Origin of the sequence: Streptomyces sp. NPDC032472, assembly GCF_040636955.1 — a bacterium.
Lineage (GTDB): Bacteria > Actinomycetota > Actinomycetes > Streptomycetales > Streptomycetaceae > Streptomyces.
The window spans coordinates 118,482-136,153 of the sequence record NZ_JBEZVK010000018.1 but is presented as its reverse complement, the minus strand read 5'-3'; the positions used below and the strand labels follow the sequence as shown (position 1 = coordinate 136,153).

Here is a 17,672-nt window from a genome sequence, read left to right as displayed (position 1 = left end):
TATGTCCTTTCCGTTGTTGACGGTGACGGCCGCGGTCCCCGCGGCCGGCGCGGTCCTCACGGCGGCCGTCCCGGCCGCCCGGCGGACCGCCGCCAAGTGGCTCGCGCTGCTCTTCTCGCTGGCCACGCTGGCGCTGGCCGTGCTCGTCGCGGTCCGCTTCGAGCCCGGCGGCGCGCGCTACCAGCTCACCGAGTCCCACAGCTGGATCGCCGACTTCGGCGTCCGCTACGAACTCGGCGTCGACGGCATCGGGGTGGCGCTGATCGGGCTGACCGCGCTGCTGATCCCCTTCATCCTCCTGGCCGGGTGGCACGACGCGGATCCGTTGGAGAACAAGAGTCAACGCTGGCGGCCGACCCAGGGCTTCTTCGCCCTGATCCTCATGGTCGAGGCGATGGTGGTCATCTCCTTCGAGGCCACCGACGTCTTCCTCTTCTACATCTTCTTCGAAGCCATGCTCATCCCGATGTACTTCCTCATCGGCGGCTTCGGGGACCGGGCAACTGCGGCCCGATATGGCGCTGACGCGCCGGGCGGCTCGGACGAGAACGCGGCCGCGCAGCGGTCGTACGCGGCGGTCAAGTTCCTCCTCTACAACCTGGTCGGCGGCCTGATCATGCTGGCCGCCGTCATCGGGCTGTACGTCGTCGCCGGGAACTTCTCGCTCCAGGAGATCACGGCCGCCCGCGCCGCCGGCACCCTGGACATGGCGACCAACACCGAACGGCTGCTGTTCCTCGGCTTCTTCTTCGCCTTCGCGGTGAAGGCCCCGCTGTGGCCGCTGCACACCTGGCTGCCGAACGCGATGGGCGAGGCCACCGCCCCGGTCGCCGTGCTGATCACCGCGGTCGTCGACAAGGTCGGCACCTTCGCGATGCTCCGCTTCTGCCTCGGGCTCTTCCCCGACGCCAGCAAGTGGGCCACCCCGGTGATCCTCGTCCTGGCCCTGGTCAGCATCGTCTACGGCGCGCTGCTCGCGGTCGGGCAGCGCGACATCAAGCGGCTGGTCGCGTACGCCTCGATCTCGCACTTCGGCTTCATCATCCTGGGCATCTTCGCGATGACCTCCCAGGGGCAGTCCGGGGCCACGCTCTACATGGTCAACCACGGCCTGTCGACGGCGGCGCTGATGCTCGTCGCCGGCTTCCTGATCTCGCGCCGCGGCTCCCGGCTCATCGCCGACTACGGCGGCGTGCAGAAGGTGGCCCCGGTGCTCGCCGGCACCTTCCTGATCGGCGGCCTCGCCACCCTCTCGCTGCCGGGCCTCGCGCCGTTCGTCAGCGAATTCCTGGTGTTGGTCGGCACGTTCTCCCGGTATCCGGCCATCGGTGTCATCGCCACGATCGGCATCGTCCTGGCCGCCCTCTACACGCTGGTGCTCTACCAGCGCACCATGACCGGCCCCGTGAAGGAGGAGGTCCGCACCATGCCGGACCTGCGCCTGCGCGAGCTGCTCGTGGTCGCCCCGCTGATCGCGCTGCTGATCGGACTGGGCGTGTACCCCAAGCCGCTGACCGACATCGTCAACCCGGCGGTGCAGCACACCCTGTCGGACGTGAACCAGAAGGACCCGAAGCCCGAGGTGGCTGTCGAGGCCAGGAACGGGGAGGCGGCGAAGTGAGCACCGCAACTGCTGCCCAGGGGGTGTGGGCGCTCGCCGCCCAGGCGCCGCCCGCCGAGCGGATCCCCGCCCCGCACATCGAGTACGCGCAGCTCGCGCCCACGCTCATCGTGGTGGGCGCGGCGGTCCTCGGGATCCTCGTCGAGGCCTTCGTCCCGCGCCGGTCCCGCTACTACGTGCAGGTGTTCCTCGCCGTCGCCGCGCTCGCCTCGGCGTTCGCGGCGGTCGTCGGGCTCGCCGCCGGCGGGTACGCGGGGGACAAGGCGCACATCGCGGCCATGGGCGCCGTCGCCGTCGACGGGCCCGCCCTGTTCCTGCAGGGCACCATCCTGCTGGCCTCGATCGTGGCCGTCTTCACCTTCGCCGAACGGCGCCTGGACCCCCGGGCGCACGGCAAGCGGGTGGACTCCTTCGCCGCCCAGGCGGCCTCCGTGCCGGGCAGCGAGAGCGAGCAGGCCGCCGTCAAGGCCGGGTTCACCACCACCGAGGTCTTCCCGCTCGCCCTGTTCGCGATCTCCGGCATGCTGGTCTTCCCGGCGGCCGCCGACCTGCTGACGCTGTTCGTGGCCCTGGAGGTCTTCTCCCTCCCGCTGTACCTGCTCTGCGCCCTCGCCCGCCGCCAGCGGCTGATGTCGCAGGAGGCCGCGGTGAAGTACTTCCTGCTGGGCGCCTTCTCGTCGGCGTTCCTGCTGTTCGGCATCGCCCTGATCTACGGCTACGCGGGCTCCGTCTCGTACGCGGCGATCGCCGACGTCGTCGACGGCACGGTGGCCAACATCGACCCGGCGCTCGCCGACACCATGGGCAACGACGCGCTGCTGCTGATCGGCGGGGCGCTGGTCCTGATGGGCCTGCTGTTCAAGGTCGGCGCGGTCCCGTTCCACATGTGGACCCCCGACGTCTACCAGGGCGCCCCGACCCCGGTCACGGGCTTCATGGCGGCGGCGACGAAGGTCGCGGCCTTCGGCGCGCTGCTGCGGCTGCTGTACGTGGTCCTGCCGGGGCTGCGGTGGGACTGGCGGCCGGTGATGTGGGCCGTGGCCATCGTGACGATGCTCGCCGGTGCTGTCATCGCGGTGACGCAGACCGACGTCAAGCGGCTGCTGGCCTACTCCTCGATCGCGCACGCCGGCTTCATCCTGGCCGGTGTGATCGCCACCTCGGCGCAGGGCGTCCAGTCCGTCCTGTTCTACCTCGCCGCCTACTCCTTCGTGACGATCGGCGCGTTCGCGGTGGTCACGCTGGTGCGCGACGCGGGCGGAGAGGCGACGCACCTGTCGAAGTGGGCCGGGCTCGGGCGGCGTTCGCCGCTGACCGCGGCCGTCTTCGCGGTGTTCCTGCTGGCCTTCGCGGGCATCCCGCTGACCTCCGGCTTCTCCGGCAAGTTCGCGGTGTTCAAGGCGGCGGCGGAAGGCGGTGCGGGAGCGCTGGTGGTGATCGGTGTGATCTCCTCGGCGATCGCCGCGTTCTTCTACATCCGGGTGATCGTCCTGATGTTCTTCAGCGAGCCGAAGGCGGACGGCCCGACGGTGGCCGTGCCGTCGCCGCTGACGATGACGACGATCGCGGTCGGCGTCGCCGTCACCCTGGTCCTGGGCCTGGCCCCGCAGTACTTCCTGGACCTGGCGGGCCAGGCGAGCACGTTCGTCCGGTAGCCGGCGCACCCTCTGAGGCCGAGGGCCCGTCCCCGAAGCGGGGGACGGGCCCTCGGCCGTACCGGTGTACGGCTACTCGGGCCGCCGGTGCTTCGGGGTGATCTCGGTGAGGTCGAGGTCGATGGGGAAGGGGACGTCAACCTTGAGGCGGCCGTGGAAAATACCTGCGGTCCCGTAGCTGCTGTTGGAAGGGTCCAGTTCGTAGACGTAGACCACAGCCCGCCCGTCGCTGTTCTCGACCCGCCAGAAGTGTGGGATTCCGGCGCCCGCATACTTGGCAGGCTTGAGAGTGCGATCTCGCGCGACCGAGTCCGGGGAAACCACCTCGATGGCCAGACGCACGGATGCCGCGGGGAAACGAGTCTGCTCCATGCCCTGGATCACGTCCTCGTCGACGACGATCACATCCGGCTCGGGGCGGTTGTAACGGTCGATGTCGATGGTGAACTCGCGGATGACCTCCAGCCCCCGCGGTACCAGAGACTGCAAGTGCCAGTTGAAGAAATCGATCGTGCGCGAATGGAACATCGTCTGCGGACTCACGAACGCCAGCATCCCGTCGATCAGCTCCGTGTGCGGAGGCAGGTTCGGAAGCCGGTCAAGATCGTCGGCGGTCCAGCCCCCGGCGGGCGGAACGGGCCAGTGGTAGGTCGGCTCGTTGTCCTCGGGGTCGACGCTCATCGGTAGTGCTCCCATGCCACGGAGTCTCGCGAGTCCGTCCAGCGTATCGCCGGGGATCGTCCCAGGACCGCCCGCACGTGTGAGCGGGCGACGGCGTGTTGACCATGTGCCGCCGTCACGGGCGAGTGGCATATGCGCGGACGTCGGCGTCCGGGTCCTCGGTGGCCGTGGTCAGGGCCGTGCGGGCGGACGGGTGGGTGCGGTGGGGGAGGAGGGACAGGACGGCGGCCTTGCGGACGTCCGCGTTCGGGTCGGACAGGGCCGCCGCCAGGGCCGGTACGGGCCCCTGCCGGGTCGGCGGCGCGCAGAGCCGTGGCCCCGCCCGCGCGGACCTGCCAGGCCGGGTCGGCCAGGGCGGCCGCCGCGGCCGCCGCGTACGGGGGCGGGCAGCCGGTGGTGGCCAGGGCGGCCAGCGCCGCGCCCCGCACCAGCGGGTCCGGGTCGGCCAGCAGCGGCGCGAGCGGCTCCGGGCGGGGCGCCCGGACCGCGGCCAGCCCCTTCGCCGCGGCCACCCGGACCTCGCGGGCGGTGTCCCCGGCGGCCCGGACCAGCTCCGCGACGGCGTCCACGGAGACCAGGGCGCGGACGGCGTGGATGCGGACCTCCGGGTCGGCGTCGCCCAGCAGGCCCGCGTACAGCCCGGCCCCGCCGAGCCGCAGCGCCCGCAGGGCCTCCAGGGCCGCGGCGCGCACCGCCGGGTCCGCCACGGCCAGCGCCGCGCGCAGGGCGGCCCCCAGCTCCGGATCCGGCTCCAGCACCTCCACCAGCTCCCGCAGCGAGGCGGCGGCCGCCGCCCGTACCGCCTGCCGGTGCCGGATCGGCCAGCCGGGCGGCGAGGACGGGGCCGGCCCCGGCCGGGGCGGTCTCGGTGAGGACGGCGACCGCGGCGGCCCGCACCGCCGGGTCGGGGTCGGCGAGGTAGGGCGCCAGCCCGTCGAGGGACGGGGCCTCCTCGGCGAGGGCGAGCAGCGCGAGCAGCCGTGGCGAGGCGGCCCCGTCGGCGGCCCCCGTGTCGGCCCCCGGGGCGTCGGCCGCGGCGGTGGCTTCCGCCGCTCCCGAGCCGGGGGCAGCGGCCGGGGCCGGGCTCCCGCCCGGGCGCGGGGGCGTCTCGCGGTGGCCCGCTGTGGCCACCGGGGGCGCCGCTCGCCGCGCAGCAGGTCCAGGGCCTGGCGGACGGTGTTGCGGCCGGCGCCGTAGTCGGCGGCGAGTGCGTCCTCCAGGGGGAGGGCCCCGCCGGGAAAGCCGCCCGCCAGGATCTGGTGGCGCAGCAGGTCGGCGAGCTGCCGCGCCTGGTCCGCGCGCGGTCGCCGCCGGCGCGCGGCGGCGACCGGTACGGCGTGCTCACGGGTGCGTTCGGCTGGCATGCGAGGGAACATACCGACGGCTCGCACCCGGTGGTGTTGCCGCAGTATTGCGCCACTGCGGGCCGACGGAGGGACCCGTGTGACCTGCGTTTTCGCCGGGCGGCGAAAAAGATCCGCCACCGCGGGGGTGGCTGTCGTCCCACGCAGTGGGCGGATCGCGTCCCACGGACCGGACTGGGGGTCCGGCGGGCGCGCGCGGCGCCCGCCGGAGGCGGTCAGCGGGGCGGGGGCGTCAGTGGGCCGGGGTGATGCGGCCCGTGACCTCGCCGAGGCCGACGCGGGTGCCGGCCGGACCGGGGGCCCAGGCGGTGAGGGTGACCGTGTCGCCGTCCTCGAGGAAGGTGCGCTTGCCGTCGGTCAGCTCGATGGCGTCGCGGCCGTTCCAGGTGAGCTCCAGCAGGGAGCCGCGCTGGGCCACCTCGGGGCCGCTGACGGTGCCGGAGCCGAAGACGTCGCCGGTGCGCAGCGAGGCGCCGTTGACGGTCATGTGGGCGAGCTGCTGGGCGGCGGTCCAGTACATCGTCGCGAACGGCGGCTGCGCGACCTCCTGCCCGTTGATGGAGACGGTGATGTGCAGGTCGAAGCCGCCGGGCCGCTCGGCGTCGGCGTCGTCGAGGTAGGGCAGCAGCGGGAAGTCGCGGGCCGGCGGGGCGGTGCGGGCGGCGTCCAGGGCCTCCAGCGGGGTCACCCAGGCGGAGACGGAGGTGGCGAAGGACTTGCCGAGGAACGGGCCGAGCGGGACGTACTCCCAGGCCTGGATGTCGCGCGCGGACCAGTCGTTGAGGAGGAACAGGCCGAAGACGTGGTCCTCGAAGTCGCCGAGGGCGACCGGGCTGCCCATCCGGGAGGGCGTGCCGACGACGAAGCCGACCTCGGCCTCGATGTCGAGCTTGACCGACGGGCCGAAGACCGGCGCGGCGTCGGCGGGGGTCTTGCGCTGTCCCGAGGGGCGCACGACGTCGGTGCCGGAGACGACGATGGTGCCGGAGCGGCCGTGGTAACCGATCGGCAGGTACTTCCAGTTGGGGGTGAGCGGCTCGCCGTCGGGGCGGAACATGCGGCCCACGTTGGTGGCGTGGTGCTCGCTGGCGTAGAAGTCGACGTAGTCGGCGACCTCGTACGGCAGGTGCAGGGTGACCGCGTCCAGCGGGAGGACGTGCGGTTCGACGGTCGCGCGGTGGCCGGGGTCGGTGACCCAGGCGGTCAGGGCGCGGCGCACGTCGCGCCAGGCGGTGCGGCCCGCGGCCAGCAGCGGGTTGAGCGAGGACTGCCCGAGCAGTTCGGCGTACGGGGAGCCGAGCGCGTGTGCGGCGGCCCCGGCGTCGAGCACGTGTCCGCCGATCCGCACGCCGATGCGGCGGCGGGCGTCGCCGTCGGTGGAGAAGACGCCGTACGGGAGGTTGTGCGGCCCGAACGGGTCGCCCTCGGGGACATCGAGGGGGCTCTGCTGGGGCATGGGGTACTGCCTCGCTTTCGATGCGGTCCGGGGGTGTCCCGGGGGCTGGTTGATACGTTACGTGGCTGGTGGGGCCTGCGGGAGGCGGGATTCGGGCGCTATTTGTAGGACTTGTCCACTGGGGTCCGTATCCTTGCGCCGTGACTTCCGCTCCGCTTTCGGCCCTCCCTTTCTCTTTGATCGCCACTGACCTGGACGGGACCCTGCTGCGCGCCGGAGACACGGTCTCCGCCCGCTCGTACGCGGCGCTCGCGACGGCGCGCGCCGCGGGCGCGCAGCACATCATCGTCACCGGGCGCCCCGTTCCACAGGTCCGCCATGTCCTCGACAGCCTTGGGTACACGGGGCTCGCGGTGTGCGGGCAGGGCGCGCAGGTGTATGACGCGGCGCGCGGGAGCCTGTTGCACTCCGTCGAGATGGACCGCGAGCTGGCGGAGGTCGCGCTCGGCAAGATCGAGGCGGAGATCGGCGAGGTCTACGCGGCGGTCGACCAGGAGGGGGTCGACGCCGCGGTGCTGATGGGGCCCGGCTACCGGATGCCGCACCCGCACCTGCCGACGGTGCGGGTGCGGGGGCGGGCCGACCTGTGGGCGGCGCCCATCAACAAGGTGCTGCTGCAGCACCCCGAGCTCGACGACGACGAGCTGACGCGGGTGGCGCGGGGGGTGGTCGGGCACCTGGTCAACGTGACGATGGCCGGGGAGCACACCGTGGAGCTCCAGCCGAGGGGTGTGAGCAAGGCGAGCGGGCTGGCGCGGGCCGCCGGGCTGCTGGGGGTGGAGCCGGCGCACACCATCGCCTTCGGAGACATGCCGAATGACGTCCCCATGTTTGCGTGGGCGGCGTACGGCGTGGCCATGGCCAATGCCCATCGGGAGCTGGTGGCGGTCGCCGACGAGGTGACGCTGTCCAACGAGCAGGACGGCATCGCGGTGGTGCTGGAGCGGCTGTTCGGCTGAGCCGTCTGCGCTCCGCTCCGGAGGGTGTGCCCCGTACGCCGGCGGGGTGGGATGCCGTCGGCGGGGCCGGAATGCCGGAGCCGGCGGGAGCGGAGCCGTGGCCCCTGGGGCTCCGCCACAGACCCTGCGCCTCACACGCCGGCGGGGCCGGAATGGGGCCGGTGGGCTCAGCCGGCAGTGCGGGGGAGGCGGCGTTGCCAGGTGCGGTGGAAGACGATTTCGTCGGCCTCGCGGCACACCAGTTCGTCCGAGGTCAGGAAGGCGCCCTCGTCGCAGGTGATTTCGGAGTGGGTCTCGATCCGGACGTCCCAGGCCGGCTCGGGGCGGTGCAGGCGGATCCGCCAGTCGGCGCGGGTCCGGGCCGACAGCGGGTCCGCCTCCTGGATCTCGTACACCTCGGTGGCCTCCTCGCCGTACTCCAGGCCGTCCGGGTGGAGCCGGGTCCCGCCGCGGCGCGGGTCCGCCTCCAGGCGCCACGTGCCGCGTGCCACGTCCCGTACGACCAGCCGCTCGGGGCGCGGCTCGTCCAGGGTGGCCGGGACGCTCACCCCGAGCGGCTCGGCCTGTTCGGGCGGCTCGAACGCGATGCCCGCATCCGCCCCCGGCGACGGCCCGCGCACCGGGAGGACCAGCGCGCTGCCCGCCGGGTCCAGGGTCCAGCCGGCCCCGGAGCCGGCCCGCGGCCAGAGCCACGGCCAGTAGGCGGAGGAGAGGGCGAGCCGGATGCGGTGGCCCGGGGCGAAGGCGTGCCCGGTGGCGCCCAGCTCGACGACCACGTCCTCGTACGCGCCCACCGGCCACGGCACCGCCTTGTCGCGGCCGAGGCGGGCCGAGAGGTTCAGCGCGCCCCGGGTGACCAGCGTGGAGGAGCCGTCCGGGGCCACGTCGCACAGGCGGGCCGCCACCTGCCCGTACGGGACGTCCATCCGCAGCCGGAGCACGGCAAGCGGCCGGCCCAGGACCTCCACGGGCGCGGCGCCCGCCACCGGGAACTCGAAGCAGGCGGACCGCGCGTCCTCCGCGCGCTGGTCCGGCGGCAGGTCGGCGGCGCCCCCGACCGGCACGCACCGGCCGGCGTCCACCCCGGTCTGCTGCGGCGAGGCCACGGCCACCGGCACGCCCTGGAGCCCGTACGTGACCGGGGTGACGGCCGGCGAGGGCCAGGCGGCCTCCCCGACCCAGCGCCCCGGCAGCGCCTCGTACGCGGGCGCCGGCGGGTGCGACGGCGCGATCCAGGACCGCAGCAGCGGCGTGTCCATCGCCCCGTTGGCCGCGCCCCGGAGCCAGTGGTCCCACCAGCGCAGCGTCTCCTGGAGGAAGCCGATCGCGGGGCCCGGCGCCGCGGCGCGGTCCGGGTAGTCGTGCGGCCAGGGCCCGAGCAGCCCGCGGACCCGGTCGGCGGGCAGATGGGTGACGAGCCGCAGCACCGTGTCCCGGTGCGGGTCGTGCAGGCCGCCGACGGCGAGGACGGCCGCGCCGATCGCCCCGTAGTCCTCGCAGACGCTGCCGTGGCGCCAGTGCTCGTCGCGGGTGCCGTGCGCCAGCCAGGCGTGGACGGCCGGTTCCACGGCCTCCAGCCGGGCCAGCCACTGCTCGCGCCAGCCGTCACCGGCGTACAGCGGGTCCGGCGGGCGGGCGGTGAGGGCCAGCAGGGCCGCCGACCGTGCGGCCACGGCCTCGGCCGGCACGCAGCCGCCCGCGCCGTGGCCGTCGTTGTCGAAGCGGTCGTCGGTGGAGCCGACCGTCACCACCGCCTTGAGGGCCTCGGGGGAGAACGCCGCGATCTGGAGGGCGGCGGTGCCTCCCCACCCGATCCCGAACATCCCCACGGACCCCGTGCACCACGGCTGCGCCGCCAGCCACTCCACCACCGCGACCCCGTCGGCGAGTTCCCGCGGGGCGTACCGGTCGCCGGGGCGGCCGCCGCTGCACCCGTGGCCGCGTACGTCCACCCGCACGGAGGCGTAGCCGTGGCCCGCGTACCAGGGGTGGCGCTGCGCGTCGCGCGGGGCGGTGGCGTCCGTCAGCCGGTGCGGCAGGTACTCCAGCAGGGCCGGGACGGGCGTGTCCGTCACGGGGCGCCAGATCCGCGCGTACAGCCGTACGCCGTCGGGCATCGGGATCCGGACGTCCTCGCGGGTGGTCCCGTACGGGAAGTCGGTACGGATGAGCATGCCCGCCTCCGGCTCGGACGCCACGGCCGGTCAGTGTCCCGGCAAACTGTGACAGAAAGGTATCTCCGGTTGTTTCGGGATGACACGAACATACCGGGCCGTGTCGGACCGCGCGCCGGCGGCGGCGTGACGGGTGCTCTCGGTGATCGAAAACAGACCGGATACGCTGGCTTGAGTGATGGCAGCGACACATCGACAATCCAGGTGATCGTCAGCGTGATCGTCAGCAGACAGGAGTACCCCTCGTGACCGTCGTCGGGCCGTTCGGACTGAGCGTGCGGGACCAGGCTCTTGAGACCGATGTCCAGGCCGGACTGGCCGCCGTCGAGGCGGGTCTGCTGGAGGCCACCAAGAGCGAAGTCCCCTTCATCACCGAGGCCGCACAGCACCTGGTCAAGGCCGGCGGCAAGCGGTTCCGGCCGCTGCTGGTCATGCTCGCGTCCCGCTTCGGCGACCCGTACGCGCCGGGCATCGTCCCCTCCGCGGTCGTCGTGGAGCTCACCCATCTGGCGACGCTCTACCACGACGACGTCATGGACGAGGCGGAGGTCCGCCGCGGAGTGGCCAGCGCCAACACCCGCTGGGGCAACTCGGTGGCCGTCCTGACGGGTGACTTCCTGTTCGCCCGCGCCTCGCACATCCTGGCGGACCTCGGCCCGGAGGCCGTCCGCGTCCAGGCCGAGGCCTTCGAGCGGCTCGTGACCGGCCAGATCCTGGAGACGGCCGGCCCGCGCGACGGCCGCGACCCGGTCGCGCACTACCTCGACGTCATCGCCGGCAAGACCGGCTCGCTGATCGCGGTCTCCGGCCGGTTCGGCGCGATGATGTCCGGCGCCGACGAGTCGGTCGTCGACATCCTCACCCAGTACGGCGAACGCCTCGGCACCGCCTTCCAGCTCGCCGACGACGTCCTCGACATCGCCTCCGACTCCCACGAGTCCGGCAAGACCCCGGGCACCGACCTGCGCGAGGGCATCCCCACGCTGCCCGTGCTGCGGCTGCGCGAGATGGCGGCCCAGGGCGGCGACCCGGACGACCTGGAGCTCGTACGCCTCCTGGACGGCGACCTCAGCGACGACGCCCGCCACGCCGAGGTGCTCTCCCGGCTGCGCGTGCACCCCGCGCTGGAGCGGGCCCGCCGCGACACCATCCGGTACGCGCAGGACGCCCGCGACATGCTCGCCCCGCTGCCCGACTGCTTCGCCAAGGCGGCGCTGGAGGAGCTGTGCGACGCGGTGGTGCACCGCGCCGGCTAGCCGCGCGAGGGCCACGGCGGCAGGTACTGCCACAGGGCTCCGCATCCCCTACGGGTAGGGGGTGCGGGGCCCTCGTCGTGTCATCCCTTGGGCGTACGCGCAGTTGATTCCGCGGAGTGACGCCCCGACCCCCTCCGTTTTGGTCAGATGGAGACACATCCCCACCAGATCGGGTGAGAGTGGCGGCGCGGGGTGGACACGTACAGGCATGAAGGAAGGCCGCCGCCGTACACAAAGAGGTAGGGCAGACATGGCAACGAACGCAAAGACCCGCAAGGCCGCCCGGTACGCCGTACCGGTGGCGGTGGCGGGCGTGGCCGCGGCGACGGTCGCGATGGTCCCGGCCTTCGCCAACGCCGGCAGCCCGGACCTGCCGAAGGTGACGGCCCAGCAGCTGATCGAGAAGATCGCCGCCTCGGACGTGCAGCAGCTGTCCGGCAGCGCCAAGATCAGCACGGACCTGGGGCTGCCGGGCTTCGCGAGCGGCCTGCTCGGCGGCGCCGGGGGCGGCGGCGTCTCCGGAGGCTCGGCCGACCCGCAGGACAAGATCGCCCAGCTGGCGAGCGGCACCCACACCGTGCGCGTCGCGGCCGACGGTCCGGACCGCCAGAAGCTGACGTTCGTCGACGGCAAGGACGAGTACAGCATCGTCCACAACGGCGCGGATGTCTGGGGCTACGACAGCAAGGCCAACGAGGTCTGGCACGAGAAGGACCCCGAGGCGGCCAAGTCCGCCGGCCAGGACCACAAGAAGACCGCCGACCGGCTCGCGGCCTCGCCGCAGCAGATCGCCCAGGAGGTCATCCAGTCCGCCGGGCCGACCACCGACATCAGCGTCGGCGACACCGCCCAGGTGGCCGGCCGGGACGCCTACCAGCTGGTGCTCAAGCCCAAGCACGGCGGCTCCACCGTCGGCTCGGTCAAGATCGCGGTGGACGCGAAGAACGGCGTGCCGCTGCGCGTGCAGCTGCTCGCGGCCGAGGGCGGCAAGCCCGTCCTCGACGCCGGCTTCACCAAGGTGGACTTCGCCAAGCCCGCCGCCGACACCTTCGCCTTCACCCCGCCCAAGGGCGCCAAGGTGACCGAGGGCAAGGCGGACGAGGCCAAGGGCGGCGCGGACAAGGGCGGCCCCGGCCACCACGGCAAGGAGTTCAAGGGCCTGGACGCCTTCCCGGGCCTCGGGGCCATCACCGGCGGCGCGGGCGGCCCCGGCGGAGCCGGCGGCGAGCACGGCGGCGCGAAGGTCCTCGGCGAGGGCTGGTCGGCCATCGCCCGCATCGACACCGGCGCGGGCCGCAGCCTGAAGGACATCGAGAACGACAAGAACGCCCCCAAGGAGGCCAAGCAGTTCCTGAACTCCCTCGGGGACAAGGTCAAGGGATCCTTCGGTGAAGGCCGGCTCTTCAAGACCCGCCTGGTCAACGCGCTGATCACGGACGACGGCAAGGTCTACGTCGGCGCCGTCACCAAGGACGCGCTGGTGCAGGCGGCCAACGCGAACAAGTAGCCGCCGCACGGCCGTCGGACGGCCGTCGGACGACCACCGGAGAGCCGCCGCGACCGGCAACGGGTGGGCGGGGACTGTGTCCCTGCCCACCCTTCGGCCGTTACCGCCCTGTGTACAGCGGCCCCGCTGTACCGTGACAGGCATGTCGAGACACGTCACCATCCGCCTGGACGAGGAGTTCCACGACCGCCTCAAGGCGCGCGCGGCGGCACTGGGCACGACGGTCACCGCGCTGATCACCGAGGTCACGGAACGCGAGCTCGACGAGGACCGGGAGAACTTCCTGTCCGGCATAGAGGAGTTCGCCGACCACTGGGGCTACTTCCAGGAGCGGTTCGGCAATTGAAGATCACCATGGAGTGGGCCTGGACCGCTCTGGCCCACCATCTCCCGTCCGATCCCGCCGTGTGGGATCCCTCCGGGGTGGCCGCTGCGGTCGCCCGGCACCAGAACGACCTGGTCATGGTCCCCGAACAGCCCGCCCCCGACACCGCGTGGCGGGCCGCTGCGTTCCTGCACACCCTCGCCGTGTGCCCGGCGCTGGAATCGCCGATGAACGAGTTCTACGCGGCCGCCGCCACCCGCTCGTACCTGCGGGTGGCGGGAGCCGAGCAGCTGCCCTCGCCCGAACAGCTCGGCGATCTGGTCGAGGCGGCGAAGCTCGGCCGCGCCGACGTGTCCGCCGTGGCCGAGGAGCTGCGCGCCCTGATCCGGGAGCCGCAGGACGCCTCGGCCGCGCCGAGGGCGGCCGGCCCCGACGGCGCCTAGCGCTGCGACCGGAAGGTCCGGCCACAGCACCGGCACCGCCGGGGCCGGGTGGGCCGCTGCTCAGAAGGTGATCTTCCAGCTGTTGATGTAGCCGGTGTCCTGCGCCGCCACGTCCTTGACCTGGAGCTTCCAGACGCCGTTGGCCACCTCACCGGAGGCGTTGACCGTGTACGAGGCCACGACGTTGTCCGCGGAGTCCGAGCTGGAGGAGTTCTTCAGCCGGTACGCCGTGCCGTCCGGGGCGATCAGATCGATCACCAGGTCACCGCGGTAGGTGTGGACGATGTTCACGTCCACCTTGGTGGTGGCCGGGGCGTTGCCCGCGACGCCGGAGACCGTGACCGGCGAGGTCACCGCGGCCCCGGGGGAGTCCGGTATGTTCACGTCCGCCGTGTTCTCGAACGACGGGCCGGGCGGGACCGGCGTGGCCGCACCCAGGTTCCAGACCGCGTAGGCGATCGCGTCCGCGTTGCGGTCCAGGGCGGTGTCGTTGATGTTCGCCGTGGTGTCGCAGGACGAGTGGTAGCAGCGGTCGAAGGCCTGGCCGGCGGTGCCGCCCCACTTCTGCGCCTGCGCCGCCGTCTTGGTGTAGTCGGCGCCGGAGAACAGCCCGCCGACCGGGATGCCCGCGTTCTTGAACGGGGCGTGGTCGGAGCGGCCGTCGCCCTCGGTCTCGATCTCGGTGGGGATGTTCAGGCCCGCGAAGTACGTCTTGAAGGTCTGCTCGATGGTCGGGTCGTCGTCGTAGACGAAGTAGCCCGGGTTCGGCGAGCCGATCATGTCGAAGTTCAGGTAGCCGGAGATCTTCGCCTTCTCCGTGGCCGAGAGGCTGTTGACGTAGTACTTGGAGCCGACCAGGCCCAGCTCCTCCGCGCCCCACCAGCCGAACCGCAGGTGCTTGGTCGGCTGGAGCTGTGCGCGCGAGACGGCCAGCGCCGTCTCCAGCACGGCGGCCGAGCCCGAGCCGTTGTCGTTGATGCCGGGGCCGGCCGTGACCGAGTCCAGGTGCGAGCCGGTCATCAGCACCGAGTTCGGGTCGCCGCCGGGCCAGTCGGCGATCAGGTTGTAGCCGGTGGCGCCGCTGCTGGTGAAGGTCTGCAGCGTGGTGGTGAACCCCGCCGCGTCCAGCTTGGCCTTCACGTAGTCGATCGAGGCCTTGTAGCCGGTCTTGCCGTGGGCGCGGTTGCCGCCGTTGTTGGTGGCGATGCTCTGGAACTGGCTCAGGTGCGCCTTGACGTTGGCCAGCGGGATGTCGGGCGGTGTCGGGGCCGCGGCCGCCGTGGGGGAGGCCAGCGCGGCGGGGGCGGCGGGGGCGAACAGGCCGGCGACCGCGAGCGCGGTCACGGCGGCGAGGCGCCGGGAGACGGACAGGCTCATGTGGGGGCTCCGGAAATTCCGTTGGGGATTGAACGGAACGTGCGGTGGCGCGGGTGAGCAGTCGTGCGTCAGTGCGAGCCCTGATGTTCAGTGAGGGTGTGACGGTCCGTCAAGACCGGGTTTCGGTCAGAGTCGTTCGGAAAACGGACGATCCCCGTCACGGGAGTTCCGCGACGGGGATCGAGGGGGTAGTGGGGCGCCGCGGCGCGCGGCGCCCTGGAGTCCTACGCGCGTTCCGGGGCCGGGGCGGCAGGGGCTGCCGGGGTCTCCGCGGCCGTCGGGGCGCCCGTGGCGGCGGGGGCGGCGGGGGCGGCCTCCGCGGCGGAGGCGGCCTCCATCGCCTCCAGGCGGGCCCGGTTCTTCCGCGCCGTGTGCAGGGCGTCCCAGGTCAGCAGGGTCAGGGCGGCCCAGACGAGAGAGAAGCCGGCCCACCGCTCGGGCGGCATGGCCTCGTGGAAGTAGACGACGCCGAGCGCGAACTGGAACACCGGGGCCAGGTACTGCAGCAGCCCCAGCGTGGACAGCGGCACCCGGATCGCGGCCGCACCGAAGAAGACCAGCGGCACGGCGGTGATCAGCCCCGTCGAGGCGAGCAGTGCGGAGTGCCCGAAGCTGCCGGTGGCGAAGCTGGAGCGGCCCTGCGAGCCCAGCCACAGCAGGTAGCCGAGGGCGGGCAGGAAGAGCAGGGCCGTCTCGGCGGCCAGCGACTCCACGCCGCCCATGTTCAGCTTCTTCTTGATCAGCCCGTACGTCGCGAAGGAGAAGGCCAGCACCAGGGAGATCCACGGCGGCCGCCCGTAGCCGATGGCGAGCACCAGCACCGCGAGGAAGCCGATGCCGACCGCCGCCCACTGGGCGCGGCGCAGCCGCTCGCCGAGGAGCAGCACACCGATGGCGATGGTGACCAGCGGGTTGATGAAGTAGCCGAGACTGGACTCGACGACCGCGCCGTGGTTGACGGCCCAGATGTACAGGCCCCAGTTCACGGAGATCACCGTGGCGGCCAGCGCGGTCAGGCCCAGCTTGCGCGGCTGGCGCAGCAGCTCGCGTATCCAGCCCCAGCGGCGCATGGCCAGCAGCAGCACGCCGACGACGGCCAGGGACCACACCATGCGGTGGGCGAGGATCTCGACGGCCCCGGCGGGCTTCAGGAGCGGCCAGAAGAGGGGGACCAGGCCCCACATCCCGTATGCGCCGAATCCGTAGAGCAGACCCGTGCGCTGCTCGCTGTCCGCCTTCACTCCGGCCTCCCGTCGCAATTCAGCCAACCTCACCTGAGAACCTAGCGCTGTTCGGCTCCGATGTCATGGCCATAAGCAGGAGATACTCATGACACGGGTGGGGTCTTGCGTGGCGCCGACCGGGCGGACTCGCATGTTCCGCCCGGCCGGTTCCGTACGGTGCCGGCACCGGCACCGGCACCGGTGCTGGCGCCTCAGGCCAGGGCCGAGGCGATCGCGTCCGCGACCGGGGTGGTCGGGCGGCCGATGAGCCGGGACAGGTCGCCGCCGGTGTGGGCGAGGCGGCCGCGCGAGATCGCCGCGTCCACGTCGACCAGCAGGGCCGCGAAGCCCTCGGGGACGCCCGCGCCGGTCAGGATCGACAGGTGCGCGTCGGCCGGGACCTCGGTGTACGAGACCTCCTTGCCGGACTGGGCCGCGACCTCGGCCGCGTACTCCGCGAGGCTCCAGGCGGTGTCGCCGGAGAGCTCGTAGACCCGGTTCAGGTGGCCCTCGCCGGTCAGCACCTCCGCCGCCGCGGCCGCGTAGTCCGCCCGCGCGGCGGAGGCGACCCGCCCCTCGCCGGCGTTGCCGACGACCGCGCCGTGCTCCAGGACGGTGGCCAGGTGGTGGGTGTAGTTCTCGTGGTACCAGCCGTTGCGCAGGAAGGTGTGGGGCAGGCCGGAGTCGAGGATGGCCTGCTCGGTGACCTTGTGCTCGGCGGCCAGGTCGAAGTCGGCTTCGGGGCCGCCGAGGATGCCGGTGTACGCGAGCTGGGCGACGCCCGCGGCCTTCGCGGCCTCGACCACGGCGGTGTGCTGCGGCACGCGGCGGCCGACCTCGTTGCCGGAGATCAGCAGGACGCGGTCGCCCGCGCGGAAGGCTGCGGCCAGGGTCTCGGGGGCGTCGTAGTCGGCGATGCGCACCTCGACCCCGCGCTCGGCCAGGTCGGCGGCCTTGGCCTTGTCTCGGACGACGACGGCGACGGACTCGGCGGGCACCTTGCCGAGCAGCTCCTCGACGACGAGGCGGCCGAGGGCTCCGGTGGCTCCGGTGACGACGATGCTCATGGGTGTGCGCTCCCTGCTTGCGGTTCGTTGTGGTTCGTTGCTGTCCACGGGTGTTTCGCGGTGTGACACCACCCTAGAGAGTGCGCTAACTATTCGTAAGTACCAACTTTGAAGTAAGGTACTGGTATGGGAGTAAGCAACCAGGCCAGTCCGCCCAACCGCGTCGCCCCGCCTCCGCCGATCTCCGTGAAGGCGCCGATGTGCCCCTCTCGCGGGGTGCTGGAGCACGTCACCAGCCGCTGGGGCGTGCTCGTGCTGGCCGCCCTCAACGAGCGCTCGTACCGCTTCAGCGAGCTGCGCCGGGAGGTCGGCGGCGTCAGCGAGAAGATGCTGGCGCAGACCCTGCAGACCCTGGAGCGCGACGGGTTCCTGCTGCGCGACGCCAAGCCGGTGATCCCGCCGCGCGTGGACTACTCGCTGACCGCGCTCGGCCGCGAGGCCGCCGAGCAGGTGTGGGCCCTGGCCCGCTGGACCGAGCGGCGCACCGCCGACGTGCAGGCGGCGCGCGCCGCGTACGACGAAGCCCGGGGCTCCTGAGCAGGAACCCCGGGCTCGCGGGCTGCG

14 protein-coding genes and 2 pseudogenes are annotated in these 17,672 nt (G+C 72.8%); 8 read left to right on the top strand and 8 right to left on the bottom strand.

From position 1 onward, the window contains the following. Window position 1 precedes the first annotated feature (1 nt). Window positions 2-1,621: an NADH-quinone oxidoreductase subunit M gene (locus AB0F11_RS15000; protein WP_362172648.1), complete on the top strand. Its 1,620-nt coding sequence runs from the start codon at window positions 2-4 to the stop codon at window positions 1,619-1,621. Continuing rightward, complete coding sequence (nuoN, locus tag AB0F11_RS14995) at window positions 1,618-3,276, top strand: NADH-quinone oxidoreductase subunit NuoN (protein WP_362172598.1); 1,659 nt, start codon at window positions 1,618-1,620, stop codon at window positions 3,274-3,276. The genes AB0F11_RS15000 and nuoN overlap by 4 nt, the downstream gene beginning before the upstream one ends. 72 nt (window positions 3,277-3,348) lie before the next feature. On the opposite strand, the gene AB0F11_RS14990 is transcribed toward nuoN, so the two are convergent. From AB0F11_RS14990 to fahA, 4 genes and pseudogenes are all read right to left on the bottom strand, one after another. After that, on the bottom strand, window positions 3,349-3,957 hold the full coding sequence (locus AB0F11_RS14990) for a Uma2 family endonuclease (RefSeq protein ID WP_362172595.1): 609 nt from the start codon (window positions 3,955-3,957) through the stop codon (window positions 3,349-3,351). A gap of 115 nt (window positions 3,958-4,072) precedes the next feature. Next, window positions 4,073-4,950, bottom strand: a pseudogene (locus AB0F11_RS14985) (HEAT repeat domain-containing protein); the annotation flags it as partial. Between the two features lie 149 nt (window positions 4,951-5,099). Next, a pseudogene (locus AB0F11_RS14980) lies at window positions 5,100-5,321 on the bottom strand (GntR family transcriptional regulator); the annotation flags it as partial. A gap of 232 nt (window positions 5,322-5,553) precedes the next feature. After that, window positions 5,554-6,777: a fumarylacetoacetase gene (gene fahA, locus AB0F11_RS14975; RefSeq protein ID WP_362172593.1), complete on the bottom strand. Its 1,224-nt coding sequence runs from the start codon at window positions 6,775-6,777 to the stop codon at window positions 5,554-5,556. A 140-nt stretch (window positions 6,778-6,917) separates the two neighbouring features. On the opposite strand from fahA, the gene AB0F11_RS14970 reads away from it, so the two are divergent. Then, window positions 6,918-7,736: an HAD family hydrolase gene (locus tag AB0F11_RS14970; protein WP_362172590.1), complete on the top strand. Its 819-nt coding sequence runs from the start codon at window positions 6,918-6,920 to the stop codon at window positions 7,734-7,736. 167 nt (window positions 7,737-7,903) lie between these two features. Here the strand turns inward: AB0F11_RS14970 and AB0F11_RS14965 are convergent, their stop codons facing one another. Further along, complete coding sequence (locus AB0F11_RS14965; protein ID WP_362172645.1) at window positions 7,904-9,910, bottom strand: CocE/NonD family hydrolase; 2,007 nt, start codon at window positions 9,908-9,910, stop codon at window positions 7,904-7,906. Between the two features lie 245 nt (window positions 9,911-10,155). Here AB0F11_RS14965 and AB0F11_RS14960 point away from each other — a divergent pair, with 245 nt between their 5' ends. The 4 genes from AB0F11_RS14960 to AB0F11_RS14945 all read left to right on the top strand — a co-directional run bounded on the left by AB0F11_RS14960 (window position 10,156) and on the right by AB0F11_RS14945 (window position 13,441). Next, on the top strand, window positions 10,156-11,166 hold the full coding sequence (locus AB0F11_RS14960) for a polyprenyl synthetase family protein (RefSeq protein ID WP_362172587.1): 1,011 nt from the start codon (window positions 10,156-10,158) through the stop codon (window positions 11,164-11,166). A gap of 250 nt (window positions 11,167-11,416) precedes the next feature. Then, the gene (locus AB0F11_RS14955) at window positions 11,417-12,673 is read left to right on the top strand and encodes a DUF2092 domain-containing protein (RefSeq protein WP_362172584.1); all 1,257 of its coding nucleotides are present in this window, start codon (window positions 11,417-11,419) and stop codon (window positions 12,671-12,673) included. A gap of 142 nt (window positions 12,674-12,815) precedes the next feature. Next, window positions 12,816-13,019, top strand: a complete 204-nt coding sequence (locus AB0F11_RS14950; RefSeq protein ID WP_362172581.1) for a ribbon-helix-helix domain-containing protein — start codon at window positions 12,816-12,818, stop codon at window positions 13,017-13,019. Further along, window positions 13,016-13,441, top strand: coding sequence for a hypothetical protein (locus tag AB0F11_RS14945; RefSeq protein WP_362172579.1), 426 nt, complete (start codon window positions 13,016-13,018; stop codon window positions 13,439-13,441). Before AB0F11_RS14950 ends, AB0F11_RS14945 begins: the two co-directional genes overlap by 4 nt. Before the next feature lie 60 nt (window positions 13,442-13,501). Here the strand turns inward: AB0F11_RS14945 and AB0F11_RS14940 are convergent, their stop codons facing one another. The 3 genes from AB0F11_RS14940 to AB0F11_RS14930 all read right to left on the bottom strand — a co-directional run bounded on the left by AB0F11_RS14940 (window position 13,502) and on the right by AB0F11_RS14930 (window position 17,108). Then, window positions 13,502-14,818: a M28 family metallopeptidase gene (locus AB0F11_RS14940; protein ID WP_362172576.1), complete on the bottom strand. Its 1,317-nt coding sequence runs from the start codon at window positions 14,816-14,818 to the stop codon at window positions 13,502-13,504. 224 nt (window positions 14,819-15,042) lie between these two features. Beyond that, complete coding sequence (gene rarD, locus AB0F11_RS14935; protein WP_362172573.1) at window positions 15,043-16,059, bottom strand: EamA family transporter RarD; 1,017 nt, start codon at window positions 16,057-16,059, stop codon at window positions 15,043-15,045. Window positions 16,060-16,253: 194 nt separating this feature from the next. Continuing rightward, a complete protein-coding gene (locus AB0F11_RS14930; RefSeq protein ID WP_362172570.1) occupies window positions 16,254-17,108 on the bottom strand; it encodes an SDR family oxidoreductase in 855 nt (284 codons plus the stop codon). Window positions 17,109-17,306: 198 nt separating this feature from the next. Between AB0F11_RS14930 and AB0F11_RS14925 the strand changes: the two genes are divergently transcribed. Further along, window positions 17,307-17,645, top strand: coding sequence for a helix-turn-helix domain-containing protein (locus tag AB0F11_RS14925; RefSeq protein WP_361912857.1), 339 nt, complete (start codon window positions 17,307-17,309; stop codon window positions 17,643-17,645). Window positions 17,646-17,672: the final 27 nt, after the last annotated feature.

Excerpts from the sequence above, each read along its gene's own strand:
- AB0F11_RS14965 (WP_362172645.1), bottom strand. The coding sequence starts at position 9,910 with ATGCTCATCCGTACCGACTTCCCGTACGGGACCACCCGCGAGGACGTC.
- AB0F11_RS14930 (WP_362172570.1), bottom strand. The coding sequence starts at position 17,108 with ATGAGCATCGTCGTCACCGGAGCCACCGGAGCCCTCGGCCGCCTCGTC.
- AB0F11_RS14990 (WP_362172595.1), bottom strand. The coding sequence starts at position 3,957 with ATGAGCGTCGACCCCGAGGACAACGAGCCGACCTACCACTGGCCCGTT.
- AB0F11_RS14925 (WP_361912857.1), top strand. The coding sequence starts at position 17,307 with ATGTGCCCCTCTCGCGGGGTGCTGGAGCACGTCACCAGCCGCTGGGGC.
- fahA (WP_362172593.1), bottom strand. The coding sequence starts at position 6,777 with ATGCCCCAGCAGAGCCCCCTCGATGTCCCCGAGGGCGACCCGTTCGGG.
- AB0F11_RS15000 (WP_362172648.1), top strand. The coding sequence starts at position 2 with ATGTCCTTTCCGTTGTTGACGGTGACGGCCGCGGTCCCCGCGGCCGGC.
- AB0F11_RS14950 (WP_362172581.1), top strand. The coding sequence starts at position 12,816 with ATGTCGAGACACGTCACCATCCGCCTGGACGAGGAGTTCCACGACCGC.
- AB0F11_RS14940 (WP_362172576.1), bottom strand. The coding sequence starts at position 14,818 with ATGAGCCTGTCCGTCTCCCGGCGCCTCGCCGCCGTGACCGCGCTCGCG.
- AB0F11_RS14955 (WP_362172584.1), top strand. The coding sequence starts at position 11,417 with ATGGCAACGAACGCAAAGACCCGCAAGGCCGCCCGGTACGCCGTACCG.